The 19,716-nt window shown below is 37.7% G+C and carries 19 protein-coding genes and 1 pseudogene; 16 read left to right on the top strand and 4 right to left on the bottom strand.

Annotated elements, in window-relative coordinates; translation table 11 throughout:
* Positions 1–89 precede the first annotated feature (89 nt).
* Entirely contained in the window at positions 90–860 is a 771-nt protein-coding gene (locus tag C9J35_RS05605) for a sulfite exporter TauE/SafE family protein (protein ID WP_107923738.1), read from the bottom strand.
* A gap of 426 nt (positions 861–1,286) precedes the next feature.
* Between C9J35_RS05605 and C9J35_RS05600 the strand changes: the two genes are divergently transcribed.
* The 7 genes from C9J35_RS05600 to C9J35_RS05570 all read left to right on the top strand — a co-directional run bounded on the left by C9J35_RS05600 (position 1,287) and on the right by C9J35_RS05570 (position 7,700).
* Entirely contained in the window at positions 1,287–1,907 is a 621-nt protein-coding gene (locus tag C9J35_RS05600) for a DUF47 domain-containing protein (protein WP_107923737.1), read from the top strand.
* A gap of 15 nt (positions 1,908–1,922) precedes the next feature.
* Positions 1,923–2,939 carry an inorganic phosphate transporter gene (locus C9J35_RS05595; RefSeq protein ID WP_107923736.1) on the top strand — a complete coding sequence of 339 codons (1,017 nt, stop codon included), beginning with the start codon at positions 1,923–1,925 and terminating at the stop codon, positions 2,937–2,939.
* A 264-nt stretch (positions 2,940–3,203) separates the two neighbouring features.
* Positions 3,204–3,902 (top strand): response regulator transcription factor, encoded by a 699-nt coding sequence (locus C9J35_RS05590; RefSeq protein ID WP_107923735.1) that lies wholly within the window; start codon positions 3,204–3,206, stop codon positions 3,900–3,902.
* Positions 3,899–5,344: a HAMP domain-containing sensor histidine kinase gene (locus C9J35_RS05585; protein WP_107923734.1), complete on the top strand. Its 1,446-nt coding sequence runs from the start codon at positions 3,899–3,901 to the stop codon at positions 5,342–5,344. The genes C9J35_RS05590 and C9J35_RS05585 overlap by 4 nt, the downstream gene beginning before the upstream one ends.
* 2 nt (positions 5,345–5,346) lie before the next feature.
* The gene (locus C9J35_RS05580) at positions 5,347–6,420 is read left to right on the top strand and encodes a LolA family protein (RefSeq protein ID WP_107923733.1); all 1,074 of its coding nucleotides are present in this window, start codon (positions 5,347–5,349) and stop codon (positions 6,418–6,420) included.
* Between the two features lie 10 nt (positions 6,421–6,430).
* On the top strand, positions 6,431–6,652 hold the full coding sequence (locus C9J35_RS05575) for a hypothetical protein (protein ID WP_054768491.1): 222 nt from the start codon (positions 6,431–6,433) through the stop codon (positions 6,650–6,652).
* Between the two features lie 106 nt (positions 6,653–6,758).
* Entirely contained in the window at positions 6,759–7,700 is a 942-nt protein-coding gene (locus C9J35_RS05570) for an MBL fold metallo-hydrolase (RefSeq protein ID WP_167395926.1), read from the top strand.
* 130 nt (positions 7,701–7,830) lie between these two features.
* Here the strand turns inward: C9J35_RS05570 and C9J35_RS05565 are convergent, their stop codons facing one another.
* On the bottom strand, positions 7,831–8,184 hold the full coding sequence (locus C9J35_RS05565) for a DUF4260 domain-containing protein (protein ID WP_054768494.1): 354 nt from the start codon (positions 8,182–8,184) through the stop codon (positions 7,831–7,833).
* Complete coding sequence (locus C9J35_RS05560; RefSeq protein WP_054768495.1) at positions 8,171–8,611, bottom strand: MerR family transcriptional regulator; 441 nt, start codon at positions 8,609–8,611, stop codon at positions 8,171–8,173. The genes C9J35_RS05565 and C9J35_RS05560 overlap by 14 nt, the downstream gene beginning before the upstream one ends.
* A gap of 299 nt (positions 8,612–8,910) precedes the next feature.
* Between C9J35_RS05560 and C9J35_RS05555 the strand changes: the two genes are divergently transcribed.
* Entirely contained in the window at positions 8,911–10,362 is a 1,452-nt protein-coding gene (locus C9J35_RS05555) for a tetratricopeptide repeat-containing diguanylate cyclase (RefSeq protein WP_107923731.1), read from the top strand.
* A 62-nt stretch (positions 10,363–10,424) separates the two neighbouring features.
* Here the strand turns inward: C9J35_RS05555 and purU are convergent, their stop codons facing one another.
* Positions 10,425–11,333 carry a formyltetrahydrofolate deformylase gene (purU, locus tag C9J35_RS05550; RefSeq protein ID WP_107923730.1) on the bottom strand — a complete coding sequence of 303 codons (909 nt, stop codon included), beginning with the start codon at positions 11,331–11,333 and terminating at the stop codon, positions 10,425–10,427.
* Between the two features lie 154 nt (positions 11,334–11,487).
* Here purU and C9J35_RS05545 point away from each other — a divergent pair, with 154 nt between their 5' ends.
* From C9J35_RS05545 to C9J35_RS05505, 8 genes and pseudogenes are all read left to right on the top strand, one after another.
* Positions 11,488–12,003 (top strand): sigma-70 family RNA polymerase sigma factor, encoded by a 516-nt coding sequence (locus tag C9J35_RS05545; protein ID WP_107923729.1) that lies wholly within the window; start codon positions 11,488–11,490, stop codon positions 12,001–12,003.
* Positions 11,990–12,661, top strand: a complete 672-nt coding sequence (locus tag C9J35_RS05540; RefSeq protein WP_107923728.1) for a TIGR04104 family putative zinc finger protein — start codon at positions 11,990–11,992, stop codon at positions 12,659–12,661. Before C9J35_RS05545 ends, C9J35_RS05540 begins: the two co-directional genes overlap by 14 nt.
* 152 nt (positions 12,662–12,813) lie before the next feature.
* A complete protein-coding gene (locus tag C9J35_RS05535) occupies positions 12,814–13,365 on the top strand; it encodes a biotin transporter BioY (protein WP_054768496.1) in 552 nt (183 codons plus the stop codon).
* A 13-nt stretch (positions 13,366–13,378) separates the two neighbouring features.
* The gene (locus C9J35_RS05530; protein ID WP_107923727.1) at positions 13,379–14,962 is read left to right on the top strand and encodes an amidohydrolase; all 1,584 of its coding nucleotides are present in this window, start codon (positions 13,379–13,381) and stop codon (positions 14,960–14,962) included.
* Between the two features lie 525 nt (positions 14,963–15,487).
* Positions 15,488–17,263: a glycerophosphodiester phosphodiesterase gene (locus C9J35_RS05520; RefSeq protein ID WP_107923725.1), complete on the top strand. Its 1,776-nt coding sequence runs from the start codon at positions 15,488–15,490 to the stop codon at positions 17,261–17,263.
* 122 nt (positions 17,264–17,385) lie between these two features.
* Complete coding sequence (locus tag C9J35_RS05515) at positions 17,386–18,333, top strand: stalk domain-containing protein (RefSeq protein ID WP_107923724.1); 948 nt, start codon at positions 17,386–17,388, stop codon at positions 18,331–18,333.
* A 303-nt stretch (positions 18,334–18,636) separates the two neighbouring features.
* On the top strand, positions 18,637–19,167 hold the full coding sequence (locus tag C9J35_RS05510) for a cysteine hydrolase family protein (RefSeq protein ID WP_107923723.1): 531 nt from the start codon (positions 18,637–18,639) through the stop codon (positions 19,165–19,167).
* A gap of 26 nt (positions 19,168–19,193) precedes the next feature.
* Positions 19,194–19,713: pseudogene (locus tag C9J35_RS05505) on the top strand (GNAT family N-acetyltransferase).
* Positions 19,714–19,716: the final 3 nt, after the last annotated feature.

Below are 19,716 nucleotides of genomic sequence, written 5' to 3'. Positions count from 1 at the left end.
TTTTCTTCATCCTCCGCTGATTGTTCGTTAATGTGGGATAAAGAAAACGGTAGCGAATGGTCTTCACGCCACCGTTTTCTAATACCGAATCATTCATTTGGACCAAAATAATCCCAAGCATTCTTCACAATTAATAGACATGTCATAGCGATGAAAATAATGCGCATAATTTTAGTATCACGTTTTAACGCAAATTTTGAGCCTAAAATTGCACCGAAAATCATCACGAAGCCCATTGGCAAGCCGTATAGAAAATTAACTTCACCTAACGCTAAAAACATCGCAAGAGCTGCTAAATTAGATGTAAAGTTAAAAGCTTTTGCGTTGCCCGCCGCCTGCAAGAAATCATTGCCCATCATTAATAGTATGAAAATGAGAAATGAGCCTGTGCCCGGGCCAAAAAAACCATCATAAAAGCCGACTACAGCAAAGGCCGCAATAAAGGCGATTTTTTTCGTTGTAGTTAAAAGCTTTTGCTCAGCATGATGTCCCCAATCTTTTTTTAAAATGGTATAAGTAGCTACAAGGACGAGCATAACAAGCATGAGTGGCTTTAAGATTGCTGGTGAGACAAGATGCACCGTGTATGCACCAATCAAAGAACCGATAAAAATAAACGGAAGAATTTTACCGATTTTTTTAACATCAACTTTGCCAGCACGTAAAAAGGTAAGCATACTTGTCCCATTGCTAATTGTATTCGCTAGTTTGTTTGTGGCAATTGCTGTGCTCGGTGGTAAACCAACCGCCATTAAGGCTGGTAATGAAATAAGACCACCGCCACCGACGATTGCATTCAAAAAGGATGCGATAAATCCAAAGAATAGAAGTGTAGCAAGAGACAGTAAATTGATGTCCATATGTATTCACATCCTTTTATAAATAGTGGAGCTCATTTACATGATGGCAGGAAAATACCATCTTTCTACTAAGCGTACTGTGATTTGTAAAAAATAACAATGGTGCTTCGACATATTTCGCTAATAAAAGACGTTTACAATTCCTTAACATTTCGTATAATTCAAAAATAGTATGAAAAAATTTTTTTCAAGTATTTTTATAAAAATAAAAGAAAAAACGGTAATATTTAAAGCAAAAACAGTGTTTTTGCTAGAGGATTTAACACTTTTTAAGTAAAGTGAAGTCCTTCGAATGTAAATGTGGCGATTTTTATATTACAATTTTGTAAATTCAATTCTTTTATGTTTAAAGTTCTGTAGAATTGTGTAAAGGTTTTGTTATGATGATGCAGAAATCGACAATCTATTTTCAACAGGAGGAACTTTATGTTCAACTCAAATAAGCAAGATCCATTTTTTCAAGCGTTATTAAAAATCTCTCAAAATGTAAAAGAAGGAATCTACTATGCACATAATGCGCGCATTCAAGATATAGATGCCTTAAAAGAAATAGCAGATACGATGAAACAATATGAAACAAGTGGAGATAAACTAATCCATGAGCTTATCGTTATGCTAAATAAATCATTTATGACGCCTATTGAACGTGAAGATATTTTAGCTTTAGCCAATAAATTAGATGATGTAATCGATGGTATGGAAGGCTGTATTGCACACTTTAATATGTATAACTTAACAGAAGTGACAGAGCCAATGCGCCAGTTCTTAACATATATTGCGAAAAGTACGGATGAAATGGTCCAAGCAATGGAATTATTAAACAGTAAAAAACTTGTGGAAATGCGTAAACACGCAATTCAAATTAAAGATTATGAGCGTGAATGTGATGAAATTTTCCGTTCTTCTATGAAGCAATTATTTATCCAAGAAAAAGATCCAATGCGCCTCATCGTGTTCAAAGATATTTACGAACAATTTGAAGATATTGCAGACAGCTGCCAAACCGTAGCAAATACAATTGAAACAATAATTATGCGTAATGCGTAAGATGGAGTGTACTAAATGGATACGATATTACTGATAACAATATTAGTCGTTATTTTTGCGCTTATTTTTGACTTTATTAACGGCTTCCATGATACTGCCAATGCGATTGCAACCTCTGTATCAACACGTGCGCTAAAGCCACGTACGGCTGTCTATATGGCTGCTGTTATGAACTTCGTTGGTGCGATTACGTTTGTTGGTGTGGCAAAAGCTTTAACGAAGGACATTGTTGACCCGTTTACATTAAATGCCTATGATGGCGATATTACAGGGTCAGTCGTTATTTTAGCGGCTTTACTTTCAGCTATAACATGGAACTTATTAACATGGTACTTTGGGATACCTTCAAGTTCTTCTCATACATTAATCGGTTCAGTGGCAGGTGCGGCGATTGCGGCGGCTGGCTTTAGTGTATTAAATTACACAGGTTTTATTAAAATTCTTCAAGCACTTATTTTCTCGCCATTACTTGCGTTTGCAGCTGGTTTCTTAATGATGTCACTCTTTAAAGTGTTATTCAAAGATATGAATTTATACCGTACTAATAAGGGCTTCCGCACAATGCAAATTGGGACAGCGGCTTTGCAATCTTTTACACATGGTACGAATGATGCGCAAAAAGCGATGGGGATTATTACATTGGCTTTAATCGCAGGTGGCTTGCATCAAGGGGATGACATTCCATTCTGGGTACGTTTTGCAGCGGCTACTGCGATGGGTCTTGGAACATCGGTGGGTGGTTACAAAATCATCAAAACAGTCGGTGGCAAGATTATGAAAATCCGTCCAGTGAATGGTGTGGCAGCGGACCTAGCATCTGCTTCCATCATCTTTGGGGCAACGTTAATCCATTTACCTGTATCCACAACACATGTAATTTCTTCTTCTATTATGGGTGTGGGTACTGCACATCGTGTAAAGGGTGTCAAATGGGGCATGGCACGTAAAATTGTGACAACTTGGGTCATTACAATGCCAATCTCAGCAGCAATGGCTGCTTCGATTTACTTTATATTAAGCTTGTTTTTCTAATATATAATAAAGGAATGCACAATTTGTGTGCATTCCTTTTTTTATTTGAGAAAATGAGAGAGTGGCGGATAGAGCTGCTCAAATGATGGATAGCCCCGCTGAAATGACGGATAGAACCACTGAAATGGCGGATAGCCCCGTCAAAATCCATGGGCCCAGCAGATTGTGCATGCAAGAAAGTCCATCTATGGTAAATATAAAGAAAGTGTAAAGTTCGGAGAAAAACCTTTTTCGCATAGTAAGGTTAGTACAGGAGGAAAACAGATGACAGAAAAGCTATTACTGATCGAGGATGATACCGCCATAGGCCGTATTGTGAAGGATACATTGGTCCAAGAGGGCTACCTGGTCACTTGGGCGACAACAGGGCTTGAGGGGCTAGCTGATTTTCATGCAGATACTTTTGACTTAGTATTGGTGGATTGGATGCTACCTGAGATGGATGGTCTGACTGTTTGCCAAAATATTCGTTGGGACAGCGATGTACCAATTTTAATGATGAGCGCACGTAAGGAAGAGGCAGATAAGGTGGAGGGCTTGCAGGGCGCTGATGATTATATCGCAAAACCTTTTAGCTTAGAGGAGTTAAAGGCACGTGTGGCCTCCCATTTACGTCGTTGGAAACGTTATAACAAAAAAGAAGATAGCGAGGACATCACAGCATTTGCATATGGCTTGGCGATTGATTGGCAAAGAGAAACAGCGAACCTTGAAAATACGGAGATAGCTTTAACACAAAAGGAATTTGCCCTGTTGAAGTTACTTGCGAAAAATCCAAGTCAAACATTTACTAAGGAAGAGCTCTATCAGCACATTTGGCAACAGGCAAGTGTAGATGAAACACATACAGTAACGGTACATATTAAGGCGCTACGAGAAAAGTTAAAAGACCCAGTCAAAACGCCACATTATATTCAAACGGTATGGGGCAAGGGCTACCGCTTTATTGGTGAACCATTATGAAAATTAAAACTTGGTTATTGATTACTTTTTTCATCGTCATGATTGTACCGATTGGTGGAGCATATGGCTTATATGTGTGGATCAATGCTTATTATCACGATAAATATGTTGCGGAATACATTGAAAAGTGGACTGCCCTCAATCAAGTAAAGTCGGTATTAGCAGAGCCAACACTGTACGAAAAAAAAGCGGATTTGCAGGTGGTTGAAGCGCTTGTAAATGACCAACTTGCAATTACGTTGTACTCTAAATCAGGTTTTGTTTTCTATTCCTCTAATCCATTGACCTCCGCATTTATCTCAAAGGATATCGTTTTAAAGGACTTATACGAATTACAGCAAAAATACAATGCCTTTACGTATAAAGAACCTGTGTATCTAAAAGGGGATTTAGTGGGCATTTACGAAATCCACTTAGTGAGGGCGGACTGGGTACAAGGCGTAGAAAAACGCCTATGGCTAGTAATAGCAAGCATTGTTACACTTTTTTTTGCCATCTATACAGCTGTTATTTTGCTGCTAAACCGGAAGTTAAATCGACCTTTGCATAAATTAATGCAGCAAATGCGTGCCTTTGCCAAGGGAGAAGCAGTAGAGCATAATTTAGCGATAAGGAAAGATGAAATCGGTGAACTAGCAAATACATTTCTTGCTATGCAAAATGAGATTGAAATTGCCCGTGCTCATTTAAAAGAGGAGCAGCAGCAAAAGGAACTGATGATTGCAAGTATTTCACATGATTTGAAAACGCCACTAACGTCTATTCAAGCATATGCAGAAGCTTTGCAAAACAAGGCATTGACAGCACAACAGCAGGACGAATATCAACAAGTTATTTTTACAAAGGCTGAAACAATGAAGCATATGCTAGAGGATTTACTCATGTATACATTATTGCAGTCGACAAGCTATAATTTAGAACTTGTTGAGGTCGATGGGACAGAGTTTTTTGACATGGCGCTCTCAGATTATGAAACACTTTGTAAGGATAAAGGCTATACGCTCGATGTGATTTGTGAGGTAGATGGAATAGTTGCCGTTCATCCGAAGCAATTACAGCGTGTGTTAGATAATTTAATGAGCAATGCTTGGCGCTACGGTGAAATTGGTAGCACAATTGGTTTAGCTGCAGTAAATGCTGGAACGTATCCTGCATGGTGCTTTGATTTTGTAAAACCTGCTCTTACGAAGCAAGACGGCATGTATATGATTGTGCAAAACTGCGGACAAGGCGTGAAGGAAGAAGATATAAAAAAATTATTCGAACCGCTGTACCAAGTAGATAATGCTCGTACTGTAGTAGGGCAACGTGGTACAGGTTTGGGCTTAAATATTGCAAAACAAATAATAGAAAAACATGGTGGGACTGTAGAACTGGTATCACAAAAAGGTTACGGGACAGCAGTACTGTGCTGGTTACCACCATATATAGGAGAGAATTAACAATGAATTGGAAAAAATCATTACGTGCAGCGGGCTTAGTTACTGCACTGACATTTAGCTTAGTTGGTTGTAATACGCAAGGATCCTATTCACCTCAGGAGATTATAGATCAAGCATTACAGGAAACAAAAGAAGCAGATACGTATTACGGGGAATATACAATGGATATGGGCGAGCTTGGTGGGAAAGCACAAGTTAAAGAGTGGACTAAGGATGGAAAACGACGTATTGAGATGACTAGTGAAAATGGAGAGCATATTATTTCGGTCAATAATGGCTCACAGCTAATTACGTATGATGTAGTAGGCAATACTGTGCATAAAATGAATTATGCTGAGGGTGCATTCGATGGGCTCCAATCACCAAAGGATCAGGCAGAAATTTTGTTCAAAATGATGAAAGATTCTCATGATATTTCGATTGCAGGTGAAGAAAAAATTGCAGGAAGAGATACGTATCGAATCGTGGCAAAGGCTAAAAAAACAGATACATTACTTGGCGATATGGAAGTATGGATTGATAAAAAAACGTGGCTGACGTTAAAAACAACAACTAATAGTGCTGGAAATAAAATGACGACCGAGTACACAAAATTGGATGTTGATAAAAAAATTGATGACGCACAATTTACTGTAGATATTCCAGAAGATGCAACAGTGGAGGAAATGAGCGAGGAAGATTATGCTTCGGAGACGGTAACACTGGATGAAGCGAAAGTGCAACTAGGTCAATTTTTAATGTTACCTGAAGCAGAGGGATTAACAGTGCATACAATTTCGTTGGATAAAGGATTAGAGGAGCGCCCTGAGTTTACATTTGAATATGTAAAGGAAGAGGTACAGCAATTTTCAGTTTCAGTTTTTAAAGTTGACGCAAGCCATGCGGAACTCGATAATATTCCAGGTGAGAAAGAAATCGAAGTGCGTGGCCAAAAAGGTACAATAATGGATACAGAAAATTTCCGTTATATTAGCTGGCAGGAAAAGGGCTATCAATATGGAATTATCATTGAAAACCCAGAATTAACAACTGAGGATATTTTAGCTTATACACAACAAATGACTGTTGTTCAGTGAGGTGGCATATATGCGGAAGGCTGAATTTATAAAATGTCTGGCATTGTTTTTATTTAGCACAGGTTTTTTATATGGAGTAGGGGAAACATACAACGTTACATGGCTACAATTTCAACTTGTCGGTGAATTTCATGAGGGAGGCTTTTATTTCAGCTTCAGCTCACTGATTCCATTGCTAGGTGGGATACTTATTGTGGCACTATACGAGAAGATGTTTAAACGATTTATATAATCAAGAGAAAATCCACTCAATAAGAGTGGGTTTTTTTGCTTCACCGCCAAGCAACAAATGCTATAATATGTAAAAATATAGTTGCCAGAATAGGGGGATGGTGGATGTGGTGATAGACACAGAATATTTTACGCTACATTCTTTATGTGAAGGCATATATGCGGCTATCGCAAAGCCAGGTCAAGGTGCTTGGAGCAATGCGGGGATTGTTGATTTGGGGGATGAATTACTTGTTTTTGACGCGCTTGGCACACCTTCAGCGGGGAAGGAATTACGGTGTCAAGCTGAAAACATAACTGGCAAGAAAGTAAAGTACCTTATCAACAGTCATTACCATGGAGATCATGTCTTTGGCAATCAAGTGTTTATGGACACAACGATCATAGCTACTTCATTAACCCATAAATGGTGTGAAGAAAAAAATAAGATGGATGATGTAGAAAAGGAAGAGAGGGGTATGGAACATCACCTTCTAAAATTGAACAATCAAATTGATGTAACAGATGATGCCATTTTAAAAAAGAGCTTAATAAACCAATTTAATGAAATGTCAAAAGTATTAAGGGACCTACATAATATGAACATTTTGCTACCATCAGTCCTCTTTGAGGAAAAATTGATAATAAAAGGTGCAAGCCGAAGTGTAGAATTGTATTGTTTAGGTGGAGGTCATTCACCGAGTGATACCTTTATGTATTTACCCACTGAAAAGATAGCATTTATGGGTGATTTAATAACAAAAGATTTACACGTCCCGATATACGACTCTACGGAATTTTTGTCTATTTTGCAGGTAGTCAAACAAATGGATATCGAAATGATGGTTCCCGGTCACGGGGGCATTGGGAGAATGGCCATGTGTAATACAATATTAGATTATTTATCTTTATTAATTCAAAGAGCAACAGAAGCTCATCATAGTAAAATAACACGTGAAGACTTTATCGCTGACTTTGAAATACCTATTCAATATCAACAATGGCAAGGTGTAAATGGCATAAAAGCAAACCTGTCAAAGGTATACACTGACCTACAGCCTACACGTTAAAAGGCCCTGTAAGAGGGGCCCTTTTAACGTTACTAAAGTTGATAAAATTGCAATCATCGCCGATAGCATGACCAAAATCACCGCTAGAATAGCAACAACAGACGCTAGAACCATCAACTACTTTTGATAGTTAGGTGATTTGTTGTAGGTGTGTTTTGTTGAATGCTTCATTATATTTCAAGCCATATCCTAGCGTGCGATCTAAAAAGATATGTGATAGCCAAATAATAGATAGCATTAGTAGTAGTGAGGCGTTTAACGCAAAAGCAATCATTAACAAGATGGCTGGAAGCACGAGACTATGTCCGATATTATAAAATAAAGCACCAATTTTTGTATTGAACAGATAACCTAACATACTAAAATCAGGGACTAATAAAAGCAGAATAAACAGTAACATGGAAAAATCGAAATGCCAATAAAAATAAATACATAATAAAAATGCAATAAAATATTCGAGATAAATAACTTTACGGAGTTTCATGATTGTCACGACCTTCTTGTAAATTTTTATACATATTCTCTATCTGTAATGCGATCTTTTCTTTGTTTTCTTCGTACTTACCGTCATACATCAATGTTTGGACGAGTTGTAGAGACAGAACCGCTTGCTGATAAAAATGAATTTGCTGTTCTATGTTCATAATTTTTGCTGTGAATAACTGAACAGTTTGTTGATTGCAAGTAGGAGAGACTGGTTTATTCTCCAATAGTAGTAACTGTTTAATTTCTTGCAGTGAAAAACCTAATTTTCTTAGTACTAGAATGAATTTTATTTTTTTTTCGAACGTCACGTCATATTTTCTGTAGCCGTTATCTTGTCTCGTCGGTGTCAATAAACCCTCCTTTTCATAGTAGCGAACTGTATCAGTTGTTAATTTATATTTGTTAGCAAAATGTTTTATCTGCACAATAAGCACCTCCTGTATGCATCATAACATTGGAGTATGCTCAAAGGTCAATGATATTTAGTCATACTTTTTTGAAAAAATAAACGTACAGGTGAAACGATTAGAGTTTGGCAGTCAAGCATCATGAAAAATGGCAGAACTCCTAACAAGTCACTGTTACAGGGGCTTGTTTTCCATTTATAATAGTGTTTTAGGTTAAATTACTCAGTTGTCATTAAATAAATGAGTACAAAGAATTGTAATATTTTGAGGGGGGAGGTAGTATTAAAGAAATAAGAGATATTATAAGGAGGGGCGGTATGGAGACACAAGAATTTGAAGAATTAATGATTACTCTAGACGAATTATATAGTGCGAATCGCTATTTAGAATATATAGAATTAAGTAGTGCCGCAATTGATAATGCCTATGCGCTAGCCTTATACGATAAAGCAATGCATCTGTTAAGGTACCGTTGTATGAGCTATTTTCAAGTGGGAGATTTACAAATATCCATTAATTTACTTGAGCAATATCGCGAACTTACCTTCTTGTATGGCAATGATATCGACGTCATTCAGTATTATTCACTTGCCTCCATCTATTGGGGAACATTTGGTCATCTGAAAAAATCAGAGGAGTTTATGATGAAGGGACTGGAAATTGCGGAGCGTATTCAACATGTGGAGAGCATGGGTAAAATCTATAATAATTTGAGTGGTTTAGAAATTGAACTAGGAAAATATGGTAAGGCAAAGGAACTTGCTATAAAGAGTCTCTATTATGGCAACGAATTTGACACGCAACATGTGCAACCCTATAAAGGTATTATCCATTCGAAGACAAATTTAGCCATAGCCCATATTTGGTTGGAAGAATTTGATGAAGCTCATGCGCTATTACAGCATTTACTTGAGACCATTCAAGCACCGCCTTATAGTAAGGCGCAATTAGAAGTTTTTAATGCCTATGCCTTACTTTGTGAAAAACAGGGACGAATAGGTGAAGCGATTGATATGTATCAAAAGTCGAAGCATTTTGCCATGCAAAATAATGACTTATCGTTACTTCAGATTATTTATAATTCCTTAGTAAAGTTAATCGAAGACCAAGGGAATAAAATCATTTTGTGCGCTATTCAAAAGGAATATATAAACATTTTATTAGAAATTCAAAGGGAGAATTATACACAAGTTTTATTTGAAATGGAGTATAATGCGCAGAAAAAACAATTTGAACGAAATTCGTACATTGATCCGCTAACAAATATTTATAATCGACGCTATTTTGATGAACATGCGGAGAAGATGGTGAAAACTGCTGCTCAGGAAAAATACCAACTGGCTTTAATGATGGTTGATTTGGACCATTTTAAATCGATTAATGATTCCAATGGTCATTTATTTGGGGATGATGCACTGACCATAACAGCTACTACTCTCCAAAATTATTTTCAACCATATGAAGCAATCGTTGCTCGCTTTGGTGGGGATGAGTTTATTATCCTTACTCATTTAAAAGAAGGTGAGTCTGTTCAAAGCATTGCACAAAAGCTCTATCATACTTTAACGTCATTAGCATTAACGATCAATGACGAGGTTGTACATTTAGAATTTAGTATAGGTGTGAGTACGAATGACTGTGGGCAAATCAATCAAGTTGAACCATTAATACAGCATGCGGACAGTGCGCTTTACATGTCAAAACGCAATGGACGTAATCAAATTACACTCTATAACCAATATAGCGATGTGGTAAATGGTAAAAAATAAAATTAAAAGAAGGGGCTTTGAAACCCCTCTTTTTTTGTTTTCAAAAAATTACAATTGATGAATTAATGGAAAACGATCGTCTTGTTGCCCTCAACAATAATACGGTTTTCCAGGTGCCATTTTACGGCTTTCGTCAGGACGCGACGTTCAATTTGACGGCCAATTTTTTTCAAATCTACTATCGTATCACGATGATCCACTCGTTCTACATCTTGCTCAATAATCGGTCCTTCATCTAAGTCATTTGTGACATAATGTGAAGTTGCCCCAATCAGTTTGACGCCTCTCGTATGTGCACGCTCGTATGGGTTTGCACCGATGAATGCTGGTAAGAAAGAATGATGAATATTGATGATACGATTTTTGAAATGATTCACAAATTCAGGTGTTAATATTTGCATATAGCGTGCGAGAATCAGTAGGTCCACATCATACGCTTCAATTAAACGTATTTGTTGTTGCTCTACTTGTTGACGAATCTCTTTATGTGCAGGGATATAATGGAATGGAATATTAAACGACTCAACAATCGCGCGAGCGTCCTCATGATTGCTAATGACCACTGCAATATCCGTCTCTATATCACCATTCTGCCATTCCCATAATAACTCTTGCAGACAGTGTAGCTCTTTTGATACGAAAATGGCTGTACGTTCCCGCTTATTTAAATAACAAAATTTAGCTTCCATACCATAGTCATTTGCAATATATGTAAATTCTTCTTCCATTTTCGTTGATTTTTCTTGTAGGTTGTCACAATGGAATTCAATCCGAATAAAGAAAGTACCATTCTCAGGATCGCTAGAATATTGGCTCGACTCTATAATATTTGCATTATAATTAAATAAAAATGAAGATAGTACAGCCACAATTCCTGGTTGATCGGGGCACTTGACTAGTAAACGTGCACGATTTTCAAAGTGCATGTCCGGCTCCCTCAATATAGCCTTTACTTGGTGTTTTACGGTCATTTTTTTACAACTCCTCGTACAAAATTCGTCACTTTTTTACTTTATCAGAATAAAGCTTTATTTACAAAAAAATCAGGAAAAATAATTTGATAAAAAAATGAATCGTAAATCGACTAGCATCCGTCAGTAGTTTAGAAAGAAGGTGAGGACAGCGATGGAGATTGAACAAGTTATAACAGAGCACGGTGATTATTTACTAAAGGTTGCTTATTTATATGTGAAAAATGAAGCGACCGCTGAGGACATTGTGCAGGATGTGTTTATCGCCTTTTATCAGAAACAACAGCAGTTTCGGCAAGAATCATCATTACGTACATATTTGGTGAAAATGACAGTTAACCGCAGTCACGATTATTTACGCAGCTGGAAAAGTAAACGACTGTCACTATTTGAAAAAATAACGGGGCGCCCAACGACAATCACGCCAGAAAAAGAATTACTGGCTAAGTCTACAAAGCGAGAGTTAGTGGATGCCTTGTTTACATTATCTGTGCAATATAGAGAAGTACTCATTCTTTATTATTTCGAGGATATGAACACAGTAGAAATTGCACAGCTTGTTCGTTGTCCAGAAGCAACGGTACGAACGAGATTACAGCGTGCTAGAAAACAGTTAGCTACAGCAATTGGTGACTATGACTGGGAGGTGTTACGCCATGAATCAATTTAAGGAAGATGTGTTAACGGAGCTTCAGGATATAAAGCTTTCAGCCGAAAAAAAGCAAGCAATCGTGCAAAAAGTGCACGGGAAAAGCAAGCCGAGAAGTAGCGGCCAGTGGCAGTATCGAATTGTACTTGCGACTTTCACTGTGTTTGCCCTTACGTTTACATATTTATTATCGCAGGGCAAAGATAAGCGTACAGCTGGCAGCCAACAGGCCGCTGTCTTACAGCAAGAAACGGAAACAGCGAGCTTTTGGACATTTTTAGATTATGACCTAGTGAGAGGTATATTACTCTTTCTTTTATTTATTGGTGTCACGTCTATTATAAAACGCTTGTTGCGAAAAAAGGGGTATGGTTTACCTGTATGTATCGAGTGCGCAGAAACTTGGACCCCCAAACAAGCACGAAAATTTTATCGTAAAAATGGGCAAATAGAGTGCCCGTACTGCGGGAAAAAACAATATCGGACGAAAAAATCTGTCCAATTAGCTGGAATACTTAATATCCCTTTTCCTATGATGATTTTCATGAATCAACTTTTTGATAACTTTTTCCTCGGTATTGGCTTTTTTGGCGCAGGTGTCTTTATTTATTATTATCAATTAGCACCATATATCTTTGGTTTACAAGAAGATGATCCTATGAATGAGCCTCTTTGGTAAGAAAGTTCACTGAAGGAAATTGCTAGTTCACTATAGCAATTTCTTTTTATATAGCAATTTTTCAAAATGGATTGACAACAGTTTTCATTTGCTTTATCTTTGTGTTAACTTATTTAATTATTTAGTTAACGTACAAAGGGAGGCAGTTTCATTTGAAGAAGAGTCATACATATAATTATGTGTTAGCGGCATTTGGTGCAGCAATTATTGCCGTACTTGCGCAAGTAACGATTCCACTACCACTTATACCAATTACAGGGCAAACATTAGCAGTTGGCTTAATCGTTACAATCTTGGGCACAAAGCTTGGTACAATATCCGTATTGTTATATATTTTACTAGGTGCAGCGGGTATGCCAGTATTTAGTGGGATGTCAGGAGGATTTGCTATTTTAGTAGGGCCAACAGGCGGGTATATTGTAGGTTTCCTCGTAACGGCTATTATTATGGGGTTATACTTAGATAAATTCGGTATTACGCTGGTACAAGCAATCATTGCAAACATTATTGGAATGGCTGTGACATTGACATTCGGTACAGTATGGTTAAAAATTTTAGCGGATTTATCATGGACGGCTGCATTTATGGGCGGCGTAGCTCCATTTATCGTTGTAGGGATTGTGAAGGCGGTAGTAGCTGCATGGCTTGGTGTTATTGTACGTAAACGCTTAGAAAGAGCGCATTTAATTGAAGCAATAGCATAGGAGGAGAATAGTTTTGGCAACGTTATGGACAGGTGGAACGATTTACACGATGGCAAAAGTTGGCGAAACAGTTGAAGCTGTGCTTGAACAAGACGGAAAAATTGTGGCAACAGGCTCAGTAAAAGGCTTGTTGCCACAAGCTGCTTCTATCCAACAATTACATGGTTGTGTGATGTACCCAGGATTTGTCGATAGTCATTTACATATTATCGGTTATGGTGAAAAGTTAAAGCATATTGATGTATCAAACGTGAAAAGTAAGGATCAGCTACTCGCCATTATTCGCCAACGTATGGTTACTGCGACGCCAGAAGAATGGATCATAGCTATCGGGCTCAATGAAACACAATTTTTAGCACCAGTTTTTCCGACATTAGCTGAGCTTGATGCACTGGGTAAAGCCCATCTTATTATCAAACGTAGCTGCCATCATTTAATACTAGCTAATTCAAAGGCACTTGCTTTTGCAGGGATTACCAATGATACACCTTCACCTGAGGGCGGTATTATTGACAAGGTCAATGGACAAGTCACGGGTGTTTTAAAGGATGCGGCGTTATATATGATCGTCAATCAGATGCCACATATTACGCCTGCTTATCTTGAAGATGCCCTTGGAAAAGCTGTAACCTCACTACAATCGTACGGTCTTGTCGGAGGGCATTCTGAGGATTTAAGCTACTATGGACCGCCGATTCAGCCTATTGCTGCTTTTCGAAAAATCGTGGAGGAACAGAGATCTTTTAAAGTGCATTTACTACAACATCACGCTGTTTTTGAGGAAGTTGTGCAACTGCATGAACAATCATCATTATTTGTCGAGTTTGGAGCGATGAAAATCTTCATCGATGGTGCATTTGGTGGACGAACAGCGGCTCTCCGTGAACCATACTGTGATGAGCCTGACAATAGTGGAATGCTTGTGCATTCAACAGAGCAATTAGAGGCATATGTGCAGCTTGCAAGAAAGTATGGACAAACGGTTGCTGTGCATGCGATTGGTGATTTAGCGATTACGACAATTGTAGAGGTGTTTGCGAAATATCCGCCGCAAGAGGGGCAATTAGACCGCGTTATTCATTGTAGCTTGGTTGAGAAGGACATTTTACAAAAGCTAGCAGCGTTACCTGTAGCAGTGGATATGCAACCACAGTTTGTTCAAGGCGAATATAAAGCGGAGCTCGCAAGGTTAGGAAAACAGCGGGCGGAAGGTTTACATCCACTAAAATCGCTTCTGGCTCATGGGCTTATTGTAGCAGGAGGTAGTGATGCACCGATTGAAGAGCCCAACCCGTTACATGGAATTTACGCTGCTGTGACAAGACGAAATTTTGGCGAATTGCATGATGGCTATGGTTCGAGGGAAAAAATTTCACGCTTTGAAGCTGTACGCTTGTATACAGTAGGGGCTGCAGAAATCATCGGACAGCACCATGTGCGAGGTAAGATTGAAGCGGGCTATACGGCGGATTTTACTGTATGTGAGGAAGATATTTTTAAGGTAGACATCGAAAAAGTGCCCCATATAGACGTCGCATATACAGTAATAGAGGGGCAAATTGTCTATGCAAAAACAAAAAAACGCCGTGAAGAGTAATCTTCACGGCGATTTTTTTGTCTTAACGACTTGATTTGCATGATGACTTTCGGACAACTCTTTTACTTGTAGTTCCAAGCTATTAACACGCGAAGTGAGATTATCAACTTGTCGGAGGAGTGTGTCTTCGGGGGGCGAAGAAGCCACTGAAGACAAAGGCTTTAATTTTTTTATCATTTTTATCATAACGTAAAAAATAACTACGAAAACAAGTAGTATCATGATTGTACTTATAATGTCGCCAATGTAAAAGTTTTTCATATGTATACCTCCATTTATAAGTTTTCATATCTATTTACCGAATCAGATGGGTATAAGTTTCAAAAAATTTATATGTTTGTGCTTAATGCATAAATCCCATGATATGTAATGACATACTATAATGGACAAATTGTTTTATGGATAAGACTTTTCCCTTGAAAGGAATTGAAAGTATATTGCCATTCATATCTTATAGATAGTGAGAAAAAGTGTAGTAAGTACGTTATTGGGGAAATACATTAGTATGCGACTGGGGGTGAGTGAATGCACAAGGCAGTTCAAATTATGAGACTAGCCATCTACAATATATATAAGTATCGCATTGATTATATACAAGTTTTTGCACTGATACGGCTATTTCAATTTTTATTGATTGTGCCAGTCACAACGCTTATTTTTAAGCTAATGCTGCGAGTAACCGGCTACACACATATTACAGAGGAAAATATCCAAAGCTTTTTAGCGCATCCATTGGTTATGGGTATGATTGTTATTTGGATAATGGTAGTCCTACTATTTATTTATTATGAAATGGGTTTTCTATTTTTAATGGCATTTAATCAGCAACGTGGGATTCGTTATCAATTTTGGACAATTTGGCAACAGCTTAATCGGAAAGTCGTTTATTTTTATAGCGTTCAGGTAATTTATTTGATTGTCTATATTGCCCTGTTGCTACCACTAGCTTCATTTATGCTACCTCTGACGTTAACTCAAGCCATTTCCATTCCTCATTTTATAACAGATGAATTAATGCTTAGTCGGTCAGGAAAGCTACTTTATGCTGCTGTAGCAAGTGTACTAGTAATTGTTGGCGTACGAAGTGTCCTGACATTGCCAATATTTACGATTCAACCAAAGATTTCCATTCGTCAATCGCTCGTACAAAGTTGGCGCTTTTCAAAAAGAGGCTTGTTTGAATTACTCGTATTATTGGCGATGGTTTTAACGGGTCACTTGCTATTATTACTAGGTATTACCGTTGTCGGTACATTACCACTATATATCTTAGAACGTGTGTTGCCGAGTAGTGCTCTTTTAACAGCCGGTATGACATTGGCATTTTTGGAAATCACCTTTGTAGTGTTATTCAGTTTGTTACAGGCAATGTTTTCACAGGTAATGGTAGCAATTACCTATAATACACCGCTCTTATCGAAAGCAAAAATTTCACCAAACTTTGTGAAAAAGCGCTACAAACGATTATCGATAGTGGTTTGCATTGTATTTATCGTATTGAGTGTACTGAATGTGAAGACTTTAGAGAAAAGTGTTTATGCACCTGATACAAAAATTATCGCCCACCGAGGATACACGGCAGAAGCTGTGGAAAACACCATTGGTGGACTTGTGAGAGCGGCAGCTGCAGGCGCAGACTTGGTAGAAATAGATATTCAGCAAACAATTGATGGAGATTTTGTCGTGTTCCATGATCGGACATTAAGAAGATTAGCGGGTAAAAATGGCGTAGTAACGAATATGACCCTAAGTGAATTAGAGACCATTACAGTTCATTCAGATGGTTATAGCGATAAAATTTCGTCACTGGATGATTTTATTGAGATGGCAAAAGCTCTTGATGTGGCCTTACTGATCGAGTTAAAGGTGCAGGGCAATGAAACCGAAAATCTGTTACCAAGCTTAGTAGAGAAGTTAAAAGCCTATCAAGTACTTGATACTTATTATGTTCAGTCTGCTAGTTCCCAATTGATGACACAGTTAAAAAAATTAGCCCCTAACTTACGTGTTGGCATTGTCTATGCGCTTACTGTTGGCTCCATGACTGAGACGCCAGTAGATTTTATAGCATTAGAGGAATCTTGGGTTTCTGATAATTTAATTGCAGAATTACAGCAAAGCGATATGGATTTATTTGTGTGGACTTTAAACAAAGATCGCTCTTTACAAGAATTTATCGGAAAAAATGTTGCAGGGGTTATTACGGATCATCCAGATACAGCGTTGGATATAAGGACTAAGCAAAGTGAACATCAATATTTTTTACAACGAGTATTAAATCGGCTTCAATTCATTTTTTAGCTGCATTTACTGATGTTTATTCTCGTAATCATAAAATTGAAAAATAAACTGGTAATGTTGTAACCTTTTGCTTTATAAATCGACTACTACTATGAATTCGTGAAATAAAGGAGATGCTTTTTATGAAAATGACGAAAGTCGTACCATTTGCAATGTCAGCATTATTAATCGGAGGCGCAGTAGTCGCACCAACTGTATCAGCAAACGGAGGAGAGGCAGTCGTGACGAACGCACAAAATGATGAAGCACAAAAACCTCAAGAACAGCCAATCTTTATGCAAGTGGCAGGCACAGTTGATAATGTGGAAGTACGTGACAATGCTACATATTATACGGTTAAAGAAGGCGAAAAAATTAACGTATTTGTTGTCAATGAGGACACGCTTGTTTTCGATAATACTGGTAAAGAAGTAAAACTTCAAAAGGGTGATAAAGTAACAGCTTACACGTATGCAAATAAACCGATGATAATGATTTATCCTCCACAATACAACCCAGAAGTACTTATTGTTGAAACAGAGGAAATGGGCAGTGCCACAGTTGACTTTTTCAATAAAGATTTAGTGAACGTTGATAATACGTTAAAATTAAATGTTGGCAAAGAAACGGAACTACAAAGTTTATCTGGCAAAGATGTGACAGTTGAAGATTTAGCAGAGCAAAATTTACTTGTGTTCTATACAATTACAACAATGAGCATCCCAGCACAAACGCCACCATCAAAAGTAGTAGTTTTAGATACGATAGTGGAAGAGCCAGGTGAAGTGGACCCAGGTGAAGTGGACCCATCGCAAACTGCTGTAGAAGAAATTATCAAAAATGATTTCTATGAAGTAGAGGGTGCGACGATGGTGCCTTTACGTTTAATTGCTGAAGAACTGGGCTATAAAGTAGAATCAACAGGAAAAGGTGCAATCGTATCAAAAGGCGCATTATCGTATACGATAACACGCGGTCAAAAAGAATACGGCTACAATAAAGCTCTTCGTCACTTTGAAGTGGCACCAGCTTTATTAGAACCAACAAAAACTTATGTACCTGTAGAATTCGTTGAAGAATTAATGAAATAAAAAGCCGAAACACCCTTCTTGCATTATGTAATGGAGGGTGTTTTTGGATTTTTTTATGAGCGAATGACAGCATTACGCGCAAGAAAGGCATGAGTCGAGATAATCCCATACTTACTAATGTGGTCATTGTTCGTACGGTGAGTGAAAATGTAAAGCGCTATGTGTCATTGTAGTGGAGTAACCCAGTCGATACCATGACCTTTGTAAACTCTCATAGGTAGCGGTGCTTTGGGGTTCTTTTAATTCAAAATCCTTTCGTATACAATAATAAAGAAAAAATGCAGAAACTTGTAGGGGGATAATATGAAACAGGCATTAGTCGTAGTAGATATGCAAGAAGTATTCTTTATAAAAAAGAAGTATCAATTATTTGAATCTAAGCAAGTTGTAGCAAATATTAATCACTTAATTCAATGGGCTAGAGCGAAAGACATTCAGGTAATTTTTATACAGCATACAGATTTAGGGCAAGATGATGAAATGGCCTTTGGAAAGCCAGGATGGGAACTACATCTTGGACTACATAAACAGCAGCAAGACAAAGTGATTACCAAAACAACTTGGGATGCTTTTTATAAAACGGAATTAGCGCAATTTTTGCAGGATTCTAAGATTGATCAGCTTATTTTTGTCGGTGCGCAAACAGAATTTTGTTTAGATACTACGATTCGCAGTGCGTATAGCCATGGATACCACCGTAATATTTTAATAGAAGGTGCACATAGCACAATAAATAATCCTGTGTTGGATGCTGAACAGATCATTAAGCATCATGAATTTATATGGAATAATCGATTTGTAAAAATTCAGCCAAGCACTAGCTTTCAGTTGTAACTGGCGTAGCAAAGATAGGAGATACTATGCTTATAAACCAACAAGAATTTTATCAAAACGGGCTGCATTATACAATCAGGTCTGCATTTGAAACAGATGCGTTTGAATTATCAGCATTAAGGATGCAAATTGATGGGGAGACTGAAAACCTTGACCGAGAAAAAGGTGAGGCTATTATCGATACGAAAGATTTTCAACAATTGATTAAAGCGGACACTGACCATCCTCGAAACATATTTTTAGTGGCAGTTGCTCATCATCGAATTGTGGGGTTTTCCAGATGTGAAGGCTTTGCGTTAAAAAGATTTTCTCATAAAGTTGAATTTGGGGTACGGCATCGGAAAAAACTTCTTACAGCTATCCATTGATTGGGCAGATGCCAACGATATTAAAAAAATGGCATTGCATGTCTTAGAAACGAATGACAAAGCGATTAGGCTCTATGAAAAGCTAGGCTTTGAAGTAGAAGGACTATTGAAAAATGATAAAATACTTTCAGATGGCCATTACTATCATACAGTTGTAATGGGTAGATTTAAGGATTAATCG

It is taken from the genome of Lysinibacillus parviboronicapiens (assembly GCF_003049575.1).
In the GTDB taxonomy this organism is placed as follows: Bacteria; Bacillota; Bacilli; order Bacillales_A; family Planococcaceae; genus Lysinibacillus; species Lysinibacillus parviboronicapiens.
The sequence above is the reverse complement of the archived record's forward strand: the minus strand, read 5'-3'. Positions and strand labels throughout refer to the sequence as shown.